The 19,565-nt window shown below is 61.2% G+C and carries 12 protein-coding genes; 2 read left to right on the top strand and 10 right to left on the bottom strand.

Annotated elements, in window-relative coordinates:
- Window positions 1-243: 243 nt before the first annotated feature.
- From AC07W7_RS05020 to AC07W7_RS05005, 4 genes are all read right to left on the bottom strand, one after another.
- On the bottom strand, window positions 244-1,257 hold the full coding sequence (locus AC07W7_RS05020) for a class 1 fructose-bisphosphatase (RefSeq protein WP_032862268.1): 1,014 nt from the start codon (window positions 1,255-1,257) through the stop codon (window positions 244-246).
- Window positions 1,258-1,370: 113 nt separating this feature from the next.
- Window positions 1,371-2,711, bottom strand: coding sequence for a DUF3999 domain-containing protein (locus AC07W7_RS05015; protein WP_495038859.1), 1,341 nt, complete (start codon window positions 2,709-2,711; stop codon window positions 1,371-1,373).
- Window positions 2,708-5,764 (bottom strand): DUF2339 domain-containing protein, encoded by a 3,057-nt coding sequence (locus AC07W7_RS05010; protein WP_495038858.1) that lies wholly within the window; start codon window positions 5,762-5,764, stop codon window positions 2,708-2,710. Before AC07W7_RS05010 ends, AC07W7_RS05015 begins: the two co-directional genes overlap by 4 nt.
- 185 nt (window positions 5,765-5,949) lie before the next feature.
- Window positions 5,950-8,400, bottom strand: coding sequence for a glycogen/starch/alpha-glucan phosphorylase (locus tag AC07W7_RS05005; protein WP_076961676.1), 2,451 nt, complete (start codon window positions 8,398-8,400; stop codon window positions 5,950-5,952).
- A gap of 240 nt (window positions 8,401-8,640) precedes the next feature.
- On the opposite strand from AC07W7_RS05005, the gene AC07W7_RS05000 reads away from it, so the two are divergent.
- A complete protein-coding gene (locus AC07W7_RS05000) occupies window positions 8,641-9,075 on the top strand; it encodes a YkgJ family cysteine cluster protein (RefSeq protein WP_032862271.1) in 435 nt (144 codons plus the stop codon).
- A gap of 173 nt (window positions 9,076-9,248) precedes the next feature.
- Here AC07W7_RS05000 and typA read toward each other — a convergent pair whose 3' ends face one another.
- On the bottom strand, window positions 9,249-11,069 hold the full coding sequence (gene typA, locus AC07W7_RS04995; RefSeq protein ID WP_076961675.1) for a translational GTPase TypA: 1,821 nt from the start codon (window positions 11,067-11,069) through the stop codon (window positions 9,249-9,251).
- Window positions 11,070-11,208: 139 nt separating this feature from the next.
- Window positions 11,209-12,663, bottom strand: a complete 1,455-nt coding sequence (gene thiI, locus AC07W7_RS04990; protein ID WP_099169240.1) for a tRNA uracil 4-sulfurtransferase ThiI — start codon at window positions 12,661-12,663, stop codon at window positions 11,209-11,211.
- A 333-nt stretch (window positions 12,664-12,996) separates the two neighbouring features.
- On the opposite strand from thiI, the gene glnA reads away from it, so the two are divergent.
- Window positions 12,997-14,403 (top strand): glutamate--ammonia ligase, encoded by a 1,407-nt coding sequence (glnA, locus tag AC07W7_RS04985; RefSeq protein ID WP_029295916.1) that lies wholly within the window; start codon window positions 12,997-12,999, stop codon window positions 14,401-14,403.
- 144 nt (window positions 14,404-14,547) lie between these two features.
- Here glnA and AC07W7_RS04980 read toward each other — a convergent pair whose 3' ends face one another.
- Genes AC07W7_RS04980 through AC07W7_RS04965 form a run of 4 tightly spaced genes read right to left on the bottom strand, consistent with a single transcriptional unit; the run spans window position 14,548 to window position 19,560 of the window.
- Window positions 14,548-15,621, bottom strand: coding sequence for a class I SAM-dependent methyltransferase (locus AC07W7_RS04980; protein ID WP_495038857.1), 1,074 nt, complete (start codon window positions 15,619-15,621; stop codon window positions 14,548-14,550).
- Between the two features lie 46 nt (window positions 15,622-15,667).
- Entirely contained in the window at window positions 15,668-17,119 is a 1,452-nt protein-coding gene (locus AC07W7_RS04975; protein WP_076961672.1) for a class-II fumarase/aspartase family protein, read from the bottom strand.
- Window positions 17,119-18,552, bottom strand: a complete 1,434-nt coding sequence (purB, locus tag AC07W7_RS04970) for an adenylosuccinate lyase (protein ID WP_099169241.1) — start codon at window positions 18,550-18,552, stop codon at window positions 17,119-17,121. Before purB ends, AC07W7_RS04975 begins: the two co-directional genes overlap by 1 nt.
- A gap of 30 nt (window positions 18,553-18,582) precedes the next feature.
- The gene (locus tag AC07W7_RS04965; RefSeq protein WP_076961670.1) at window positions 18,583-19,560 is read right to left on the bottom strand and encodes an HOASN domain-containing protein; all 978 of its coding nucleotides are present in this window, start codon (window positions 19,558-19,560) and stop codon (window positions 18,583-18,585) included.
- Between the last annotated feature and the right edge of the window lie 5 nt (window positions 19,561-19,565).

Genomic DNA, 19,565 nt, shown 5'->3' with positions numbered 1-19,565 from the left:
TGGAGGGACACGCAGCAGTGGGGGTCTGCCAGAAGCTTAGAAGGGAAAAGGGGGGTCTGGTTCCCGGAAGGCAAAAACAAAAAAAGCCCCGCAACGCTGAAACGTTTCGGGGCTTGATCTGACGCGCAAGGTTCACTGTAGGAGCGAGCTTGCTCGCGAAAAACTTCCAGGCAACTTGGGTATCCAGATAGCCCGCGTTATCGTTAACGTCCTTCGCGAGCAAGCTCGCTCCTACAAAAGGCGTTACGCCTTCTTGTGGTAACCGGTCACACGCGCCACTTCTTCCTTGGACCCCAGGAACACCGCCACACGCTGGTGCAGGCCTTCAGGCTGGATGTCGAGGATGCGCTGGTGGCCGTCAGTCGACGCACCGCCCGCCTGCTCAACCAGGAACGACATCGGGTTGGCTTCGTACATCAGGCGCAGTTTGCCCGGCTTGGACGGCTCGCGGCTGTCGCGTGGGTACATGAACAGGCCACCACGGGTCAGGATGCGGTGCACGTCGGCAACCATCGCGGCCACCCAGCGCATGTTGAAGTTTTTCTTCAGCGGGCCTTCTTCGCCTTCCATCAGCTCGTTGACGTAGCGCTTGACCGGTTCTTCCCAGTGGCGCTGGTTGGACATGTTGATCGCGAATTCCTGGGTCGAGGCAGGAATGGAGATGTCTTCGTGGGTCAGCACGAAGCTGCCCATTTCACGGTCCAGGGTAAAGCCCTTGACGCCATCGCCCAGGGTCAGCACCAGCATGGTCTGCGGGCCGTAGATCGCATAGCCGGCAGCGACCTGCTCGGTGCCTGGCTGCAGGAAGGCCTTTTCGTTCAGGGCTTCGTTCTGGCTCAGGTATTCGTTAGGGCAACGCAGCACCGAGAAGATGGTACCGACTGGCGCGTTGATGTCGATGTTCGACGAGCCGTCCAGCGGATCGAATACCAGCAGGTACGCGCCTTTGGGGTATTTGCCCGGGATCTGGTAGGCATTGTCCATTTCTTCAGACGCCATGCCGGCCAGGTGACCGCCCCATTCGTTGGCTTCGAGCAGGATTTCGTTGGAAATCACGTCGAGTTTCTTCTGCACTTCGCCTTGCACGTTTTCAGTGCCCATGCTGCCCAGGACACCGCCCAGCGCGCCCTTGGACACGGCGTGGCTGATTTCCTTGCAAGCACGCGCCACCACTTCGATCAGGAAGCGCAGATCGGCAGGGGTGTTGTTGCTGCGGGTCTGCTCAATCAAATAGCGACTCAGGGTAACGCGGGACATGGACGGCTCCGGAGAATGGGGGGGGCTAAAAACCCGCGCAGTTTAGCGCGAGTCGGGGCGCATTTCCTCCTATCAGACGAGATAAGCCTGACAGAGTTCATGTAGGCCCCGGCTCAGGGCTTGGCCGGCGGCTTGCGCAATAGGCTGTAGGCCATGCCCCCGAGTGCCGCTACGCCCAGCAGCAATACGGCCCACAGGCCGATTGCCTGCCAGTTGATACCTGCGACAGTGGGTGCGACCGGCACATTGGCGTGCCACTGGCCATCGACCCTGGCCTGGCCCAACGCCGCGAAGCGCTGCGGTGAGTAGTCGGGGATCAGCGTCGCCAACGACAGGTTCGCCGCCTTGACCGACGGGTTGCCCACCGCCAGGGTGAACGGCGGCTCGCCCCGCGCCAGGAACACCAGTTGCGTGGCCCGCACGGCAAAGCGCAACGCCGGGGCTTCGGCCCCCAGGCCGCCACCGCGCTCATCGACCTCCAGCTTGAGTTGCTCGACCGGGTAACCCGGCAGCTGCAATTGATCCTGGGTGACGTCTTGCCCGCCCTGCGTCAACCGGTAGAGCAAACCACGGCTCAACGGCTGCCACGCCTGCTGGCTGCCCTGGCGCCCCAGCAGGCCAACCGGCGCCAGGCTATTGGATTGGCGCAACTCGATGCGCACCCGTTCGATATTCAGCGCCGTGGGCAACTGCCAGCTGTATTGCCCGGGCTGGATGACGCTACCGGCCATCGGCTGCGACCATACCAGCGCCAATGGCAGGCTGCTGGTGCTCTGCACTTGGATGGACGTCAACTCAGACGCGGCCTGGCCTTGCCATAACAGGCGCAAGTAGCGGGCCGACTGCCCTGGCAAAGCGACTTCACGCTGCTCTACCCGTTCATCGGCAAACGCCAGGCGCGCCACCTGCCCTTCGCCCCACGCCCGCCACTGCTGCAAGTCATCGCTGGCTTCAATGCTGAAACGCTGGAAACCGTCGCGCTCGCTACTCCAGTCGAGGATCAGTTTGTGCAACGGTGCCTCGACCGCACTGGCATCAAGCAACCAGCCGCGCCGCACCTGCGTGCCGGTCGGCGCTTCACTGGCAGGTTGCACCTGGACCAAGGTGCCGGTGGCGCTGGATTGCACGCGCACGCCCGGTGCGGTGTCGCCACTGTCGGCGGTGGCGTACAACGGGAAGCCCTTGAGGCGGGTCAGGTTTTCTGTGCCTTGGGCCGACTGCCGCACCAGCGCATATGCCAGGGGCTCACCGGCCGCATTGAAGACCCGCACATCACGTAGATCCGCCTGACGGGCGCTCAATTGCACGGCCAGCGGCAGTTCCAGGCGGTACCAAGGGCCTTCGCCGCTGATCAGCAGTGGCGCCTGGCGGGTGAAGTCGCCGGGGGCTTCCCGGGCCCCTGCCGATAAGGCGGCACACAGGCCCAATAGCGCGATGCTCAGTTTGCCGATCAAGAGGATGCTCCTTGCAGTTCACGTTTAGGCGGCAGCGGGGCGAAATAACCCACCACCAGCAACAACCCGCCCACGCCGATAAACGACACAATCCGCTCCAGCCCGCCACGGTTGCTCAGCTCGACGAGGAACAGTTTGGCGACCACCACCCCAATCAGCACCGCGCCGACCAGCCACACCTCCCGACGATTGCGCAGATGGCCGCCGATCATCAGGCCCAGGGCAATCAGGGTCCAGACAATCGACAGCCCGGCCTGGACCAGCATCGAATCGAGCAACGCATCCAGCTCAAACGGCACGCCGCCCCAATGGTGCGCCGCGCGCATCACCAAGGCGGTGAAGAAGGCAAACAGCGAGACCCCGGCAACGCCCTGGGCCACCCACGGGGTGCGGCCGCCCAGTTGCGGCGCCGCGCTGCGCGCCCACAAGTACACACCCAGCAGCGCGAACAGCAGGCCAAGATCCAAGGGGTTGAGCAACGGCACATATGGCAATGGCCTGGCCGTACCGTCGCTGAAGATATTGGCCAGCCAGAACCACACCAGCATCAGCGCCGCCAACGGCAGCGCGGCCAGCAAGCGGTATTCACGCGCATAAGCGGATACCGGCCACGGCCACTGGCGCGGCGCAGCAACCGCTATCAGGTACAGGCTGGGGAAAATCGCCCAGCCCAGCCAGCGCCAGGCGTTGTATTGCACCGAGAGCACCAACAGGCCGTAGCGTAACTCCAGGGCCAGCATGCCGATCAGCATCCAGCAGCCCAGCACATGGGCCACGCTCAGGGCCTTGGCCGCCGCCAGGTCGGCCAAATAACGCAGCGCGATAAAATGCACGGCGAACACCGCGAGCCAGGCCAGCCAGCCCCATTCGGCTGCCGGATGGTAATAGCGATGCAACGACACCAGCAGCACCAGCGCCGCCGCCGGCATCAGCAACAGGCAGAGGGTGGACAGGGAGGCCCAGCGCAGGCGCAACGCCAGCAGCGTCCACAGTGCCGCGCTGGCCGCTGCCGCCGCCAATAGGAAGGTGGCTTGCAACTCCGGCGGGGTGAAACGCAGCACTTCGTGGTTCAGCGCCAACACCCACCACGCCGCGCCCCAGGCCAGCAGGCCGTTGGCTAGCAGCGGCAAGTTGAGCCGTTGACCGCCGCCCTGCAAACGCCAGGCCCCGACAAAGGCGGGCAGCCCGACCAGCATGGGCGCCCAGAAACCGATATGGCGAAACACCGGCAATTCCTCGGTGCCCCATGACGTCAGCGTGAGCAACGTCCCCGCCAACACTTGCACGCCGAGCGCGCAGAACAGGACGGTCCGCGAAGCGATATGCACGCCGACAAACACGCAGGCCAACCCGGCCAGCGCCCAACTGATCGCGGTGCCCTGCTCGGCCAACAGCAACGGCGCCAGCAGGTACACAAAGCCCAGGCCAAGGCCGGCCAGGACCGGCAAGCCCTGGCGCTCCCACGGCGTGGTCTGCTCCTGCGCAGCCGTGCGCAGTTGCTGATAGCTGAACAGCAACGCCACGCCGAGCAACAAGGCGCCCAGCGCCGCGCCGTCCAGCAGCGTGTGTTCGCCCACCTCCAGCTCACTGAGAAAGGCCAGCGCCGAACCCAGTTGCAACAACAGGCCGAACCCACGCGCCAACGTGCGCTGCTGACGCAGGCCAAGCCAGAGGATCCCCGCGCCCTCCACCGCCCAAGCTGCGGCGGTCCAGCGCGCATCCAGGCCCAGGGGGATCGCCAGGCTGGCGAAGATCACGCCCAGGGCCAGGCAGGTTTCTGCCAGCAACACCGTGCGCCCGCCCCTGAGCACCCGCGCCAGGGCCATATAGATGATGCCCAATGCCAGCGCACTGAAAGCCGGAGCAAAGGCCAGGTGTTGCACCAGGGTGAACTGCAAACCAAACGCCACCAGCGGCGGGCCGAACAACAGGCCGCCATCGACATAATCGCCCTTGGCCGCCGACCAGCGCAGCAGCGCGCCACGGCTGGCATCGGCCGGAGCGTCGGGGGTTTCCAGGAGTTTGCGCCGCGCAAACAACAGGCCGATGGCCAGGTACATCAGGAAGAACAGGATCAGGAATGGCTCGCTACTCCACAGCAGTTCCGGGGTGTAGGAACGAATCCCCCAGGCGAAGCCAATGCCGAAGGTGCCGGCAAAGCCAATCACATTGAGCAAGCGCCAGGCCTTGAACCAGGCGATGGCGAGAATGCCGGCGTTGAGCAGGGCGAAGTAGCTGAACAGCGCCACATGGCTGCCTTCGCCGGTGGACGCCAGGATCGGCGCGGCAAACCCGCCGAGGGCAGCGGCGCAGGCCAGGCCGATGGCGTCCTGGGTAATCGCCAGGATCGCCGAAAACAGCGTCACCGCCACCAACAGGCCGAGCGTCGCGCCGGGGTCGAGCAAGGGATGCAGGCGCATGGCGGCGAACACCGTCAGGTACAACACCGCAATACCGGTGCCTTGCAGGATCAGCGCGTAACTGCCCCGGCGCAGGCGCAGCCACCAACCCAGGCCCAGCAAGCCCAGGGCGCAGGCGGCGACTCCGGCGTAGCGCAGCTCAATGGGCACATCCACACCTTCGGTGGCATAGCGCAGCAAAAACGCCAGGCCCAAAAACAGCAGGACGACACCGACCCGCAGCACGGTATTGCCGCCCAACAGCCAGTTGCGCGCGGCGCCGATGGCCCGTTCGATCAGGTTGGGGCTACGGGGCGTTTCGGGTTCAGCTTCGCGGGCAACGGCGGCCGGTTTCCACAGGTCGTCCGGCAGCGGCGGGCTCGGCTCGGGAGCAGAGATGGGTTGCAGTTCGGCGGGCAACTCCCAGACCAGCTCTGGGGCAGGCGCGGGTTCGGCCATGGATGGTTCGACCTGAGGCGGCTTTTCCAGCAGTGCGAGGCGTTGCTCCAGCGCCTTCAGGGCACTGCCGAGGTGCGACAGGCGAATGGCCTGGCCAATCCCCAAACCCAGCAGTGCACCGAAGCCTGCATCACTGAACGATTCATCCAGCGCCCAGCCGAGCACCAGGCCAATCAGCATGAACATCCATTGCATGGTCCAAATCCCTAAGCAAACCGAGGCCTAGTATATAGACGCATAACCAATGTGGGAGCGGGCTTGTGTAGGAGCTGGCTTGCCTGCGATGCAGACGCCTCGGTGTATCAGTAACACCGAGGGGATGCTATCGCAGGCAAGCCAGCTCCTACACAAGCCCATTCCTACAGGGGGTTGCGTGGCGTCTAGTCCAAGGCTTTCCAGATCTCGGTCGCATATTCCCGGATGGTTCGGTCGGACGAGAACCAGCCCGTGCGCGCCGTGTTGAGCACCGCCGAACGCCACCATTCCTTGGAGTCATGCCAATGGGCTTCGACCCGCGCCTGGGCGGCCCAGTAGGCATCGAAGTCGGCACACACCAGGAAGCGGTCGTAGTCGATCAACGAATCAATCAGCCCCACATAGCGCCCCGGATCGTCCGGCGAGAACACCCCGCCGCGGATCGCTTGCAGCACGTCGTTCAAGCGGTGGGACGCCGCAATATCGGGAGCGGCATTGAATTCTCCGGCCTGTTTGCGTGCATCCACCTGCTCGGCGCTCAGGCCGAAGATAAACATGTGCTCGCAGCTGATGCGCTCGTGCATCTCGACGTTGGCGCCGTCCATGGTGCCGATGGTCAGTGCGCCGTTGAGGCCGAATTTCATGTTGCTGGTGCCCGACGCCTCGAACCCGGCGGTGGAGATCTGTTCCGACAGGTCGGCCGCCGGGATGATGTTTTCTGCCAGGCTGACGTTGTAGTTGGGCAGGAACACCACCTTGAGCAGGCCGCGCACGGTCGGGTCGTTGTTCACGGTACGGGCGATGTCGTTGGTCAGCTTGATGATCAGCTTGGCCTGGTGATAGCTGGCCGCCGCCTTACCGGCAAAGATTTTCACCCGCGGCACCCAATTCACCTCGGGCTCGGCACGAATCGCCTGGTACAGGGCAACGGTGTGCAACAGGTTCAACAACTGGCGCTTGTACTCGTGGATCCGCTTGACCTGCACATCGAACATCGCCGCCGGGTTGACCGAAATCCCCAGGCGCTCATGGATGATATCGGCCAGCACGCGCTTGCTGTGCAGACGCTGCTCGGCGAAAGCCTTGCGGAACGCCTCCTTCTCGGCAAAGGTCTCCAGCTCTACCAGGCGCTCCTCCATATTGTCGAGGATGTCCGGGCCCAGGGCGTCCACCAGCATGGCCGTAAGCTTGGGGTTGGCCTGGAACAGCCAGCGACGGAAGGTAATACCGTTGGTCTTGTTGTTGATTCGGTCGGGGTAGAGCTTGTGCAGTTCGGAAAACACCGTGCTGCGCATCAACTGCGTGTGCAGCCCCGAGACGCCGTTGACACTGTGGGAACCAAGAAACGCCAGGTTACCCATGCGCACGCGCCGGCCGTTGTCTTCTTCGATCAGCGAGACCGCACGCAGCACGTCGAAATCGTGGATGCCCTTGGCCCGCAGCGAGTCGATGTGCTGGGCGTTAATCAGATAGATGATCTGCATGTGCCGCGGCAGCATGCGTTCCATCAGGCCCACCGGCCAGGTTTCCAGGGCTTCGGGGAGCAGGGTGTGGTTGGTGTAGGACAGCGTCTCCACCGTGACCTGCCAGGCCGCATCCCAGGCGATATCGTGCAAGTCGACCAATTGGCGCATCAACTCGGCCACGGCGATGGACGGGTGGGTGTCGTTGAGCTGGATGGCTGCATGTTCGCCCAGGCTCAATACCGAGCCGTGCATGTTTTTGTGGCGGCGCAGCAGGTCTTGCAGGGAGGCCGAGACGAAGAAGTATTCCTGGCGCAGGCGCAATTCCTGCCCCGCTTCGGTGCTGTCGGCCGGGTAAAGCACCCTGGAGATGCTTTCGGCACGGGCCACTTCGGCAACGGCGCCCAGATGGTCGCCGGCGTTGAAGCGCTCCAGGTGCAGGTCTTCCACGGCGCGGGCACGCCACAGGCGCAAGGTGTTCACACTGGCCCCACGCCAGCCGACCACCGGGGTGTCATAGGCCACCGCGCGCACGGTTTCATTGGGCGACCAGACCTGGACCGACTTGCCGGACTCATCCAGCACGGTCTCGACGCTGCCGCCAAAGCCGATCGGGTAGATCACCTCGGCGCGCTCGAACTCCCAGGGGTTGCCGAAATCCAGCCAGCGCTCGGTCTGTTCCTGCTGCCAGCCATCGACAATCGCCTGGCGAAACAGCCCGTGCTCGTAGCGAATGCCATAGCCATGGCCGGCAATGCCCAAGGTCGACATGCTTTCCATAAAGCACGCGGCCAGGCGCCCCAGGCCACCGTTGCCCAGGGCCGCATCGGGCTCCAGCAGGCGAATGCGCTCCAGGTCCACACCCAACTCGCCGAGGGCTTCGCGCGCCACCTCCAGCAGGCCGAGGTTGCTCAGGCTGTCAAACAGCAAGCGGCCTATCAGGAACTCCAGGGACAGGTAATACACCCGCTTCTGCCCGCGCCGGTAGATACGCCGCGTGTGGTCCATCCAGTGCTCGACCATATGGTCGCGCGCCGCCAGGGCAATGGCTTCAAACCAGTCGTGGTCAAAGGCGTGATCGGGATCCTTGCCCACCGCATAAGTGAGCTTGGTCAAGACAGCCTCGCGAAACGCGGCTACCTCTGCTTCTCGTACAAGCGGTTCCTCAGACATCGGTGCGACCTCGGGCGAGATAGAAGAAGGGAAGTCTTAGAGCCTAGACGGTCTGACAAACCCCGTGGCTGACGGTTCGGCAGTTTTTTCACTCATTCATCCATAGAGCAATTAGATGCAGGGGCCGTGCCTGTTTACGTGCCAAAGCCGCCTTTGAGCCGAAACCCGTAAAATACTGTTCAAAAAATCACCAATCCCGGTATGATCGCGCGCCCGGACAAAGCCCCTCTTGGAAACCTGATGAAGCCTCAACTGATCGCCGCCGCGGAACTCGACCGTCTCGAAACGTGGCAGAAATACTCCAGCCACATGTGCGGCGGCTGCACGTCCAACTGCTGCACCCTGCCGGTTGAGGTGAAGATCAAGGATTTGATCCGCATTGGCATCGTCGATGAATTCGAGCGCGGCGACCCGCCGAAGAACATCGCCAAGCGCTTGCAGAAGGAAGGCATTGTCGAACGGTTCAACTCCAAGTCCGAGATCTTTACCCTGCAGCGCATGAGCAACAACGACTGCCTGTACCTGGATCGTAAGACGCGCTTCTGCACTATTTATGACAAACGCCCGGATACCTGCCGCAATCATCCGAAGATCGGGCCACGGCCGGGGTATTGCGCGTACAAGCCCAAGGAAGTGGTGCGCGAGACCAAGCTGCGCACGCTCGACAAGTTCTAACCCGGATGGATCGTTCCCACGCTCCGCGTGGGAATGCAGCCGCTTGCCCTTGGCAGCGGGGCGCAGAGCGCCCCAGGAGGCATTCCCACGCGGAGCGTGGGAACGATCACAAGGCATAAAAAAACGCCCCCGGCCTTTCGACCGGGGGCGTTTTTTTCAGCTGGAACTAAGGATCAGTTCTTGGCCTTTTTGGCAGCGCGGGTACGCTCGCCTTCGTCCAGGATCTTCTTACGAAGACGGATGGACTTAGGCGTCACTTCGCACAGCTCGTCGTCCTGGATGAATTCCAGAGCCTGTTCCAGGGTGAAGCGAACAGGTGGAACCAGGGCGATGGTTTCGTCTTTACCCGAAGCACGCATGTTATCGAGCTTCTTGCCTTTGGTTGGGTTGACGCCCATGTCGTTGTCACGGCTGTTCAGACCAACGATCTGGCCGTTGTAGATCTCTTGACCGTGTTCAACGAACAGCTTGCCACGCGCCTGGAGGGTTTCCAGGGAGTAGGTCAGCGCCTTGCCGGTTTCTACCGATACCAGAACACCGTTCTGACGGCCGGACATGTCGCCGGACTTCATGGTGTCGTAGCGATCGAAGATCGAGGTCAGGATGCCAGCACCGTTGGTCAGGGTCAGGAACTGGTTACGGAAACCGATCAGACCACGAGCAGGGATGTTGTATTCCAGACGCACACGGCCTTTGCCATCCGGCACCATGTTGGTCAGGTCGCCCTTACGCAGGCCCATCTCTTCCATGACCTTGCCCTGGGATTCTTCCGGGGTGTCGATGGTGACGTTTTCAAACGGTTCCTGCTTCACGCCGTCAACAGTACGGATGATCACTTCAGGACGACCCACGCCCATTTCAAAGCCTTCGCGACGCATGGTTTCGATCAGTACCGAGAGGTGCAGCTCACCACGGCCGGAAACCTTGAACTTGTCAGCCGAGTCGCCTTCTTCAACGCGCAGTGCAACGTTGTACAGCAGCTCTTTGTCCAGACGTTCCTTGATGTTACGGGAAGTCACGAACTTGCCTTCTTTACCGCAGAAAGGCGAGTCGTTTACCTGGAAGGTCATGGAAACGGTTGGCTCGTCAACGGTCAACGGCACCATTGCTTCAACCATGTCCGGGTGGCACAGGGTGTCGGAGATGAACAGCGAGTCCATACCGCTGATGCACACGATGTCGCCAGCCGCCGCTTCTTCAACGTCAATACGGTGCAGACCGTGGTGACCCATCAGCTTCAGGATACGACCGTTACGCTTCTTGCCGGTGGCGTCGATAGCCACGACCGGAGTGTTCGGCTTGACGCGACCACGGGCGATACGGCCAACGCCGATAACACCGAGGAAGCTGTTGTAGTCCAGTGCCGAGATTTGCATCTGGAACGGACCGTCACGGTCGACTTTCGGCGCAGGTACGTTGTCGACGATCGACTGGTACAGCGGGGTCATGTCTTCAGCCATGGCGGTGTGTTCCAGACCGGCAATGCCGTTCAGGGCCGAGGCGTAGACGACTTTGAAGTCCAGTTGTTCTTCGGTGGCGCCCAGGTTGTCGAACAGGTCGAAGATCTGGTCCAGAACCCAGTCCGGGCGCGCGCCTGGACGGTCAACCTTGTTGATCACCACGATTGGACGCAGGCCGGCTTCAAAAGCCTTCTTGGTCACGAAACGAGTTTGCGGCATAGGGCCGTCTTGGGCATCAACCAGCAGCAGAACGGAGTCGACCATCGACATTACACGTTCAACTTCGCCGCCGAAGTCGGCGTGGCCCGGGGTGTCCACGATGTTGATGTGGTAGCCGTTCCAGTTGATGGCGGTGTTTTTCGCCAGGATGGTAATACCGCGCTCTTTTTCCTGGTCGTTGGAGTCCATCACGCGCTCGTCGTTGAGCTCGTTGCGCTCCAGGGTGCCGGATTGACGCAGGAGTTTGTCTACCAGGGTGGTTTTACCATGGTCAACGTGGGCAATGATGGCGATGTTACGTAGATTTTCGATCACTTGTGTATCTCGATCAGAGGATTCGGTGTGCTGACAGGTCGTGGCAGCGATTAACAGTAGAGTCAGGCCTTGCCGTTACAGCTTGACGGCAGAGTCGGGGGGCCGGTGACGCAGGCCACAGGCAAACAGCCCCGGGCTCTTAGCTCGGTCGATAAACGCGCACATTGGCATGCCCCTCACTGAGCAAATGGTGGGCATGCAGGCGACTCATCACGCCTTTGTCGCAATACAGCAGGTACTGACGGCTGTTATCCAGTTCCTTGAAACGCGCGTTCAGTGCATAGAACGGCAGCGCTTGCACGTCGATGCCAGCGATTTCCAGCGGCTCGTCGCAAGCGGCATCCGGGTGACGGATGTCGATGACGATCTGGCCGGCCAGGGCTTCGCTGACTTCTTCGATCTGCACATCCTGGCCCAACTCGTCGATGACCCGATCGATCGGCACCAGTTTGGCGTTCTCGAGCGCTCGCTCCAGAATCGCCATGTCGAATTCTTTCTCTTCATGCTCCACGCGGTGGCGCTTGGCATGGGTCTTGGGGTTCACCGAGATGACCCCGCAGTACTCTGGCATGTGCTTGGCGAAATCAGCGGTGCCGATTTCGTTGGCCAGGTCGATGATGTCCTGCTTGTGGCTGGCGATCAGCGGGCGCAATACCAGCTTGTCGGTCACGCAGTCGATCACGGACAGGTTCGGCAGGGTCTGGCTGGAGACCTGGGAAATCGCCTCGCCGGTCACCAGCGCTTCGATTTGCAGGCGGTCGGCGATTTTCGACGCTGCACGCAACATCATACGCTTCAATACGACGCCCATATGACCGTTATCGACTTTTCCGAGAATTTCTCCCAGGACTTCCTCGAACGGTACGCTGACAAACAGCACGCGCTGGGAACTGCCGTACTTCTTCCAGATATAGTGCGCGACTTCCATCACGCCCAATTCGTGTGCACGCCCGCCCAGGTTAAAGAAGCAGAAGTGACTCATCAGGCCACGGCGCATGATCTGGTAGGCCGCCACGGTGGAGTCGAAACCGCCGGACATCAGCACCAGGGTCTGCTCCAGCGCCCCCAGCGGGTAGCCGCCGATGCTGTTGTGCTGACTGTGGATCACAAACAACCGTTGGTCGCGAATTTCGATGCGCACTTCAATTTGCGGCTCTTTCAGCGAAATTCCAGCGGCGCCGCACTCGCGACGCAGCTTGCTGCCGACGTATTTCTCGACGTCCATGGAGCTGAACGGGTGCTTGCCGGCACGCTTGCAACGCACCGAAAAAATCTTGCCTTCAAGGCTGCTGCCAAAGTGCAGTTTGCATTTTTGCGTGATGTCGTCGAAGTCGCCCAGGGGGTACTCGTCCACCTGCAGGAAATGCGCGATGCCCGGCATGCAGCTCAGGCGCTCGGTCATATCTTTCAAGGCCTTAGGGTCGGTAACGCGGGTTTCCAGCTCGAGATTGTCCCACACACCATTCACCACCACGGCCGGGTCCAGGTCACGGAGCACGGCGCGGATATTCTTGGCCAACTGACGGATGAAACGCATCCGTACCGGTCGGCTCTTGATGGTGATCTCGGGAAAGACTTTAACGATTAATTTCATGGAAACAGCGCGCACAGGGCCAGCCGAAAAAGGGGGGCGCGGATTATAGCGGAAATCGCTCAAGGTTTAACCAGTTAATATACAAACGGCGTATAGCGCACCAAATAGGTGCATTAATAAAGAGCTACGCTACATTGCAGTGCGTATTTTTTGCCGCTTTAACGATTTGCACCGTTATAGGGGCCATTTTGAGGCAAAAAACCCATGTCGGGGCACTGGCATGTAATTTGCTCTCTTGTGAGGCAGGTTGCCATGGCGGACTATCCGCGCCGGCATCACCCACATTCTAAGGGCTACTCCACTACCCCAGCCCGAAGCCACCCGGAGGACACTATGTCGAAGTCGGTTCAACTCATCAAAGATCATGACGTTAAATGGATTGATCTGCGCTTCACGGACACCAAAGGCACTCAGCACCACGTGACCATGCCGGCTCGCGACGCGCTGGATGACGCCTTCTTTGAAGAAGGCAAAATGTTCGACGGTTCCTCCATTGCCGGCTGGAAAGGCATCGAAGCCTCCGACATGATCCTGATGCCGGACGACTCCACCGCCGTACTCGACCCGTTCACCGAAGAGCCGACCCTGATCATCGTCTGCGACGTGATCGAGCCTTCGACCATGCAAGGCTACGACCGCGACCCACGTGCGATCGCCAAGCGTGCCGAGGAATACCTGAAGTCCACCGGTATCGGTGACACCGTATTCGTGGGTCCTGAGCCTGAGTTCTTCATCTTTGACCAAGTGAAGTTCAAGTCCGACATCTCCGGCTCCATGTTCAAGATCTTCTCCGACCAGGGTTCGTGGATGTCCGACCAGGACGTGGAAGGCGGCAACCATGGCCACCGTCCAGGCGTCAAAGGCGGCTACTTCCCGGTGCCACCGTTCGACCACGACCACGAAATCCGTACCTCCATGTGCAACGCCATGGAAGACATGGGCCTGGTCATCGAAGTTCACCACCACGAAGTGGCGACTGCCGGCCAGAACGAAATCGGTGTGAAGTTCAACACCCTGGTGGCCAAGGCTGACGAAGTACAGACCCTCAAGTACTGCGTACACAACGTGGCCGTAGCCTACGGCCGTACCGCGACCTTTATGCCCAAGCCTCTGTACGGCGATAACGGTTCGGGGATGCACGTTCACTTGTCCATCGCCAAAGATGGCAAGAACACCTTCGCCGGCGAAGGTTATGCCGGCCTGTCCGACACCGCCCTGTACTTCATCGGCGGTATCATCAAGCACGGTAAGGCCCTGAACGGTTTCACCAACCCGTCGACCAACTCCTACAAGCGTCTGGTGCCAGGTTTTGAAGCGCCGGTCATGCTGGCCTACTCGGCACGCAACCGTTCCGCGTCGATCCGTATTCCTTACGTGTCCAGCCCTCGCGCTCGCCGTATCGAAGCACGTTTCCCGGACCCAGCCGCCAACCCGTACCTGGGCTTTGCTGCACTGCTGATGGCTGGCCTGGACGGCATCCAGAACAAGATCCACCCAGGCGACGCCGCCGACAAGAACTTGTACGACCTGCCGCCTGAAGAGGCCAAAGAGATCCCACAAGTGTGCGGCAGCCTGAAAGAAGCCCTGGAAGAGCTGGACAAGGGCCGTGCGTTCCTGACCAAAGGCGGTGTGTTCAGCGACGACTTTATCGATGCCTACATCGCCCTGAAAAGCGAAGAAGAAATCAAGGTCCGCACCTTCGTACACCCACTGGAATACGAGCTGTACTACAGCTGCTGATCCGGTAGCGCTGCTTGACGTGGCGTGACACCAAGCCCCACTAAAATAGCCCTCGTTTCGAGGGCTATTTTTTTGTTCAAAATACCTGTGGGCGATCCTTGGTGTGAGTGAGCAGGTCTCGCTCACACCAGGATTGGGCTGGCGTTAAGGCTTGAGCTCGAACAACGCGGGCAGCGCAGGTCGGGCCGAGGGGACTTTGCGGAATCGGCTGAACCCCGCCTTCTCGGCCATCTGCCGCGCACGGTCCTCGCCCATGAAGGCACCCAGCCCTTCACCGCCATGGGACAGCGAGCACGTCATGCAGTAAAGCGTGCTCTGCGGATACATCACCCGACCGAACAGGTTCATGTTTTCGTGCAGCTCATCGGAGAGGTTGAGCTCGACCATAAGGAAGGTGCCGTCATCAGCGGTCGATTCGCGCAGGTCCTTGATCATTTGCTGTGGATCGGTGGCATCGTGGATCACCACGAAGGTGGTGACGAAGTCGAATTTCTTACCGACCAACGCATCGGAATCACTGACTTCAAAATGCACCCGGTCAGCCACCCCGGCAGCCTTGGCGTTGGCCCGCGCACGTTCGATGGACGGCCCATGGAAGTCACAGCCATAGACCTGAGCCTCAGGATAGGCCTTGGCCATGGTGATCGCGGCCAGGCCGCTGCCGCAGCCAAAATCAAGCACGCTGCCACCGGTGCGCAGCTTTTCTTCGACGCCGTCCAGCGACGGGATCCAGTGCTGGACAAGGTAGTGCTTGTACCAGGGCATGGTCATGCGCTCCATCCCCTCCCAGGTCTCAAGCGGGAACGCTTCTTCTGCGCAGCCACCCCCATTGCGGAAGGCCTCGATAACTTTCGGCGCCATGCTCACAAAAGGAACGCTCAGTTGGATGATGCCACCGGCGAAATACGGTGACTCTTCGTCCGCCAGCACGGGCACAAATTCGGGCGGCATGCGGTAGCGCCTGGTTTGCGGATCGTAGGTGACGTAGTTGCCGGTCGCCATGCTGCCCAGCCACTCGCGCAGGTAACGCGCGTTGTAGCCGCTCTTTTGCGCCAACTCCTCCAAGGTCACCCACTCACTGTCCGCAAGGGTCTTGAACAAGCCCAACTGATCGCCGATGTAGAGCATGGCCCCACGCAGGGTGTTGCCATAATCTTCCATGATCCTCGCAGAAAACTGCTCGACCTTCGCGTTATCCACTTCCATAGCCTTTGACATTTCTCTCTCCTGGATTTTTTCTGCGCCCGCATAAGCGGTGGGTGACTCAGTAATGCCCGGCAGCCTTGCCCAGCACGTTGTCGACGATTTTTTCAGCCATGCCCAGATGACTTCTAGGCTCAAACAGCTTTGCCAGGGTTTCCTCCCCCATGACCGCACTGACCCGCGGATCGGACTCAATGGCCTCACGCATCGACACCCGGTTGCGCTGGCTCGCCTGGGTGATCTCAAAGATGATTGCGTAGGCGCTGCTCTTGCCCAGTTTTTTCGCCATTTCAAACACGAATGCCTCGGTGCAAATGGCCTCACTGAAGGCGTTTGCCGTGCGTTCCATGGTTTTGTCGTTGACGGTCAGGCCAATGATCGTGTCGGTCAGCAGCGAGATCGCCATCAGCGCATAGTGGGAGACATCCGCAACCGCGCACCACTCAAGGCGCGTGCCGCGATAGTCGCGCTCGTGCTCCAAAATCATTGCATCCAGGGCGAGCATGACCTGGACCTTGGCCAAACGCGCGAGCACGACCACCTGTTCGCAGCCTTCAGGGTTACGCTTGTGCGGCATGGTACTGCTGCCGATCTGCTGCGCGCTCCAGCCCACCTCAAGCTCGCCGATCTCCCAGCGGTTCAGGGTGCGGATCTCATCTGCAATCCGCGCCAGCGACGCGGTGACCATCGCCAGGGTGCTGACGAATTCCGCCACGCGGTCACGGGACACATGCCAACCGGCCAGGGGTGCATCCAACGACAGCCGCTGCGCAAAGCGCTCAAGCATGGGCATGGCCTCAGTGCCAAACGCCGCCATCGTGCCGACGCCACCAAACAGCTGCACCACCAGAACCCGCTTGCGGGCTTCCCCCAGGCGCTCGCGATGGCGCATGAGTTCGTCGATCCAGCCCGCCACTTTCAGCCCGAACGTGGTGGGCAAGGCCGGAATCGAGTGGGTTCTGGCGACCATAAGGGCGTTGCGCTGCTCGTTCGCCAACGTGGTCAGCTTGAGCAACAGCCCTTCGAGCGAACCTTCCATGGCGTCCAGCACATCACGCATTTCCAGGGACTGGGCGGTGTCCTGGATGTCCTGGGTGGTGGCGCCGAAGTGCACGTATTCACGGGCACTCGGGCTACAGTTTTGCTGCAAGGCACTGAGCAGCGGCATCAGCGAGTGGCCCGTACTGGCCACGCCCTCGGCGATCTGAAGCAAGTTGACGGTCGAGAGCCGTGCCGCCTTCTCAATCTCGAGCGCGGCCTGTTGCGGGATGATGCCGACATCCGCCTGCGCCATCGCCAGCGCGGCTTCCACGTCGAGCCAGCGTTGCAGGCGGCAGTGGCTGCAAAAAATTCTCCGGCTGACGGGGCCGGCATACCCTCCTCCATGGGTTTGCGAATCGAGAATGTGGCTATGCTCGTGCCGGCACGCCGATTCGGCCTGATCGGTGCCGAGGTTGTCCGAATGTACGGTGCACGACGAACGCCCGACCATTTCCAGCGTTTGTGAATCCATCACATATCCTCCATCACGTACTGAGACTGACTGAGAGTTCCTTGAGTTGAGATCGCCCCTTCACCAGCTCCATGTAAAGGGGTGGACAGCGGCTTGCGAGCGACCTGCTCGACCATGTCCGCCGCCAGCCCGGTATAGGTGGCGGGGTTGAGTAGATCTTCGAGCGCCTGTGGGGTGAAACAGCCCTGCAAACGTTTGTGCTTGAGCAAGGCGTCGCGAAACGAAATCCCGCTTCGCCGTGACGCCAGGGACACCTCATGCACCAGCTCATGGGCCGTCTGTTTGCCAAACTGCGCCGCCAGGGCGAGCATCACCCGCTCCGACAGAATCAGGCCGCCCAGCAGGTCAAGGTTTGAACGCATGCGCTCCTCCCGGACATCGAGCCCTGCCGCCAGCACGCCATCCATGCGGGTGAGCAGGGCACCGGCATAAATGAACAGTTCGGGCAACGCCGCCCACTCGATGCGCCAGGTCGTGCCATCCCGTTCGTGCAACTGAAACGCGGCGTCGGTCAGCGCCACCATCTGCGCCCGGACCAGCCGCGACAGGGCGCTGATCAGATCGACCGTGGACGGGTTTTGCTTGTGCGGCATGGTGCTGCTGCCCACCTGCCCCGCTCGGCTGTGCTCGCGCACTTCGTCTATCTCGGTGCGTTGCAGGTGGTAGATTTCATTCGCCACCCTGCCCAGGGTCATCGAGGTCTGGACCAGGAGCCATGCAGCCTCTAGCACCCGGTCCCGTGCGCTGTGCCAACTGGTCAGCGGTGCCGCCAACCCGAGCCTGGCCAACGTGCGCCGCTGAATCTCAAAGCCCTGCGCACCAAACGCGGCCATGGTGCCCACCGCCCCGGTCAGGTTGCCCACCAGCACCCGCGCCTGGGCCTCGTCAAAACGCTCCAGGTGACGGTCGATTTCATCAAGCCAAACCGCCACCTTGTAGCCGAACGTCGTGGGCAGCGCCTGCTGGCCATGGGTTCGCGCAACCATCGGCGTGTGCTGGTAACGCAACGCCAGGACGCGCAGATGCTCACGGATCGAATGCAGCCGGCTCAGGGTGTGCCCCCAGGCGTCCTTGATCTGCAGGATGAGCCCTGTATCAAGGATGTCCTGGGTGGTCACGCCGTAGTGCACGTATTCCCCCCAGTGGGCGCTACAGGCCTTGGCCAGTGCCCGGATGGTAGGCACCAGGATATGTCCTGTCTCCATGCTTTCCTGGCCCAGGGCCTGCAGATCGAACAGTTCCACCTTGGCCACGCGGGCGATCTCCCGCGCGGCCTCATGGGGAATGATGCCCATCTCGGCCTGGGTTGCCGCCAAGGCTTGCTCGACATCAAGCCACGTCTGCACCTGATTGCTATCAGAGAAGATCGCGGCAAATTCCGGGGACGAGTAAGCGCCCCCGTGGATACGGGATTCTGTTATGTGACTCGGCATGTCTGCTTGCTCGCTAGGTCCCGGGGACGGTCACTGAAGGCTTTGCAGTTGCTTCCAGACCGCGTCGTAATACGCCCGTTCCACACGGAAGTGCTGCGACAATGAGGTCAGGAAGGCATTCTGGAACGCCACGTCGGGGATGCGTCGCGCGATCAGTTGCCATTCACGCTTGGCACGAGGCGGGACGAGGCTGATGTGAATCTTGTAGTACTCAGCCGCCTCTTCACTGAGCCCGGCCTGGAGCAGCGCGTGATAGAGCTTCTCGTGGTTGCCGGGGACGACCAGCTCAGTGATGTAGAACACCGCCAGGCCCCAGCCAGCATCTGGATTACGGAAGCTGCGGGCACGGTTATTGAGGTAGGCGATTTCTTCGGGCATTGTCGAGATCGCCTCGAAGTCAGCTTCCAGGCCAATGGCGTTGAGCAGCCTGGCCAGCAAGCGCGGGTGTGACGCCCGCTCGTCTTCTTCGCCCAACTCTCCGTACAAGTAGCGGGCGAGCGCTGCCGCCTCGTCGACATCGGTCAGGTTCACCAGCAGGTCTGCCGCATCCCGGTACAGGCGGAATGTGCGAAACCACTGGTGGCGCAAGAAGACCTGCAGTTGTGCGCGGGAGGCAGAGCCTGCGAACACATACTGGGACATTGGGTGGTTTTCCCGCGATTGCGCGGCAATCTCTTGCTTGAGCCGTTGCTCGAACGCCTCCTCGGACAGCGGCGACGTCAGATCGGTAGAAGGCATGAAGCGCTCTTCTACGCGGTAGACCGCATTGGCCAGCCAGCGCCGGGTCAGCGCGGTTGCCACGTCATCGCTCAGCGAGAGGATATAAAGCAGTTGCTGATACTCGGCCTGGGCCGAAGCATTGCCCTTAAGGGCGGTCTCGGTCAAAACGGTAAGCATGCTGGCCGCGGTTTCGATTTGGCCAGGCGTTGCATCGGGGCCGAGCGCGTCGACGACAATACGTGCTTCGCGGGTATCAAGTTGCTGAAGTTGCTGCAAAGAAAAATTCATCCTGT

The organism is Pseudomonas sp. GW821-FHT01D09 (assembly GCF_059422465.1).
Note: the sequence above shows the minus strand (reverse complement) of the source record. Positions and strands in the feature narration are given on the sequence as shown.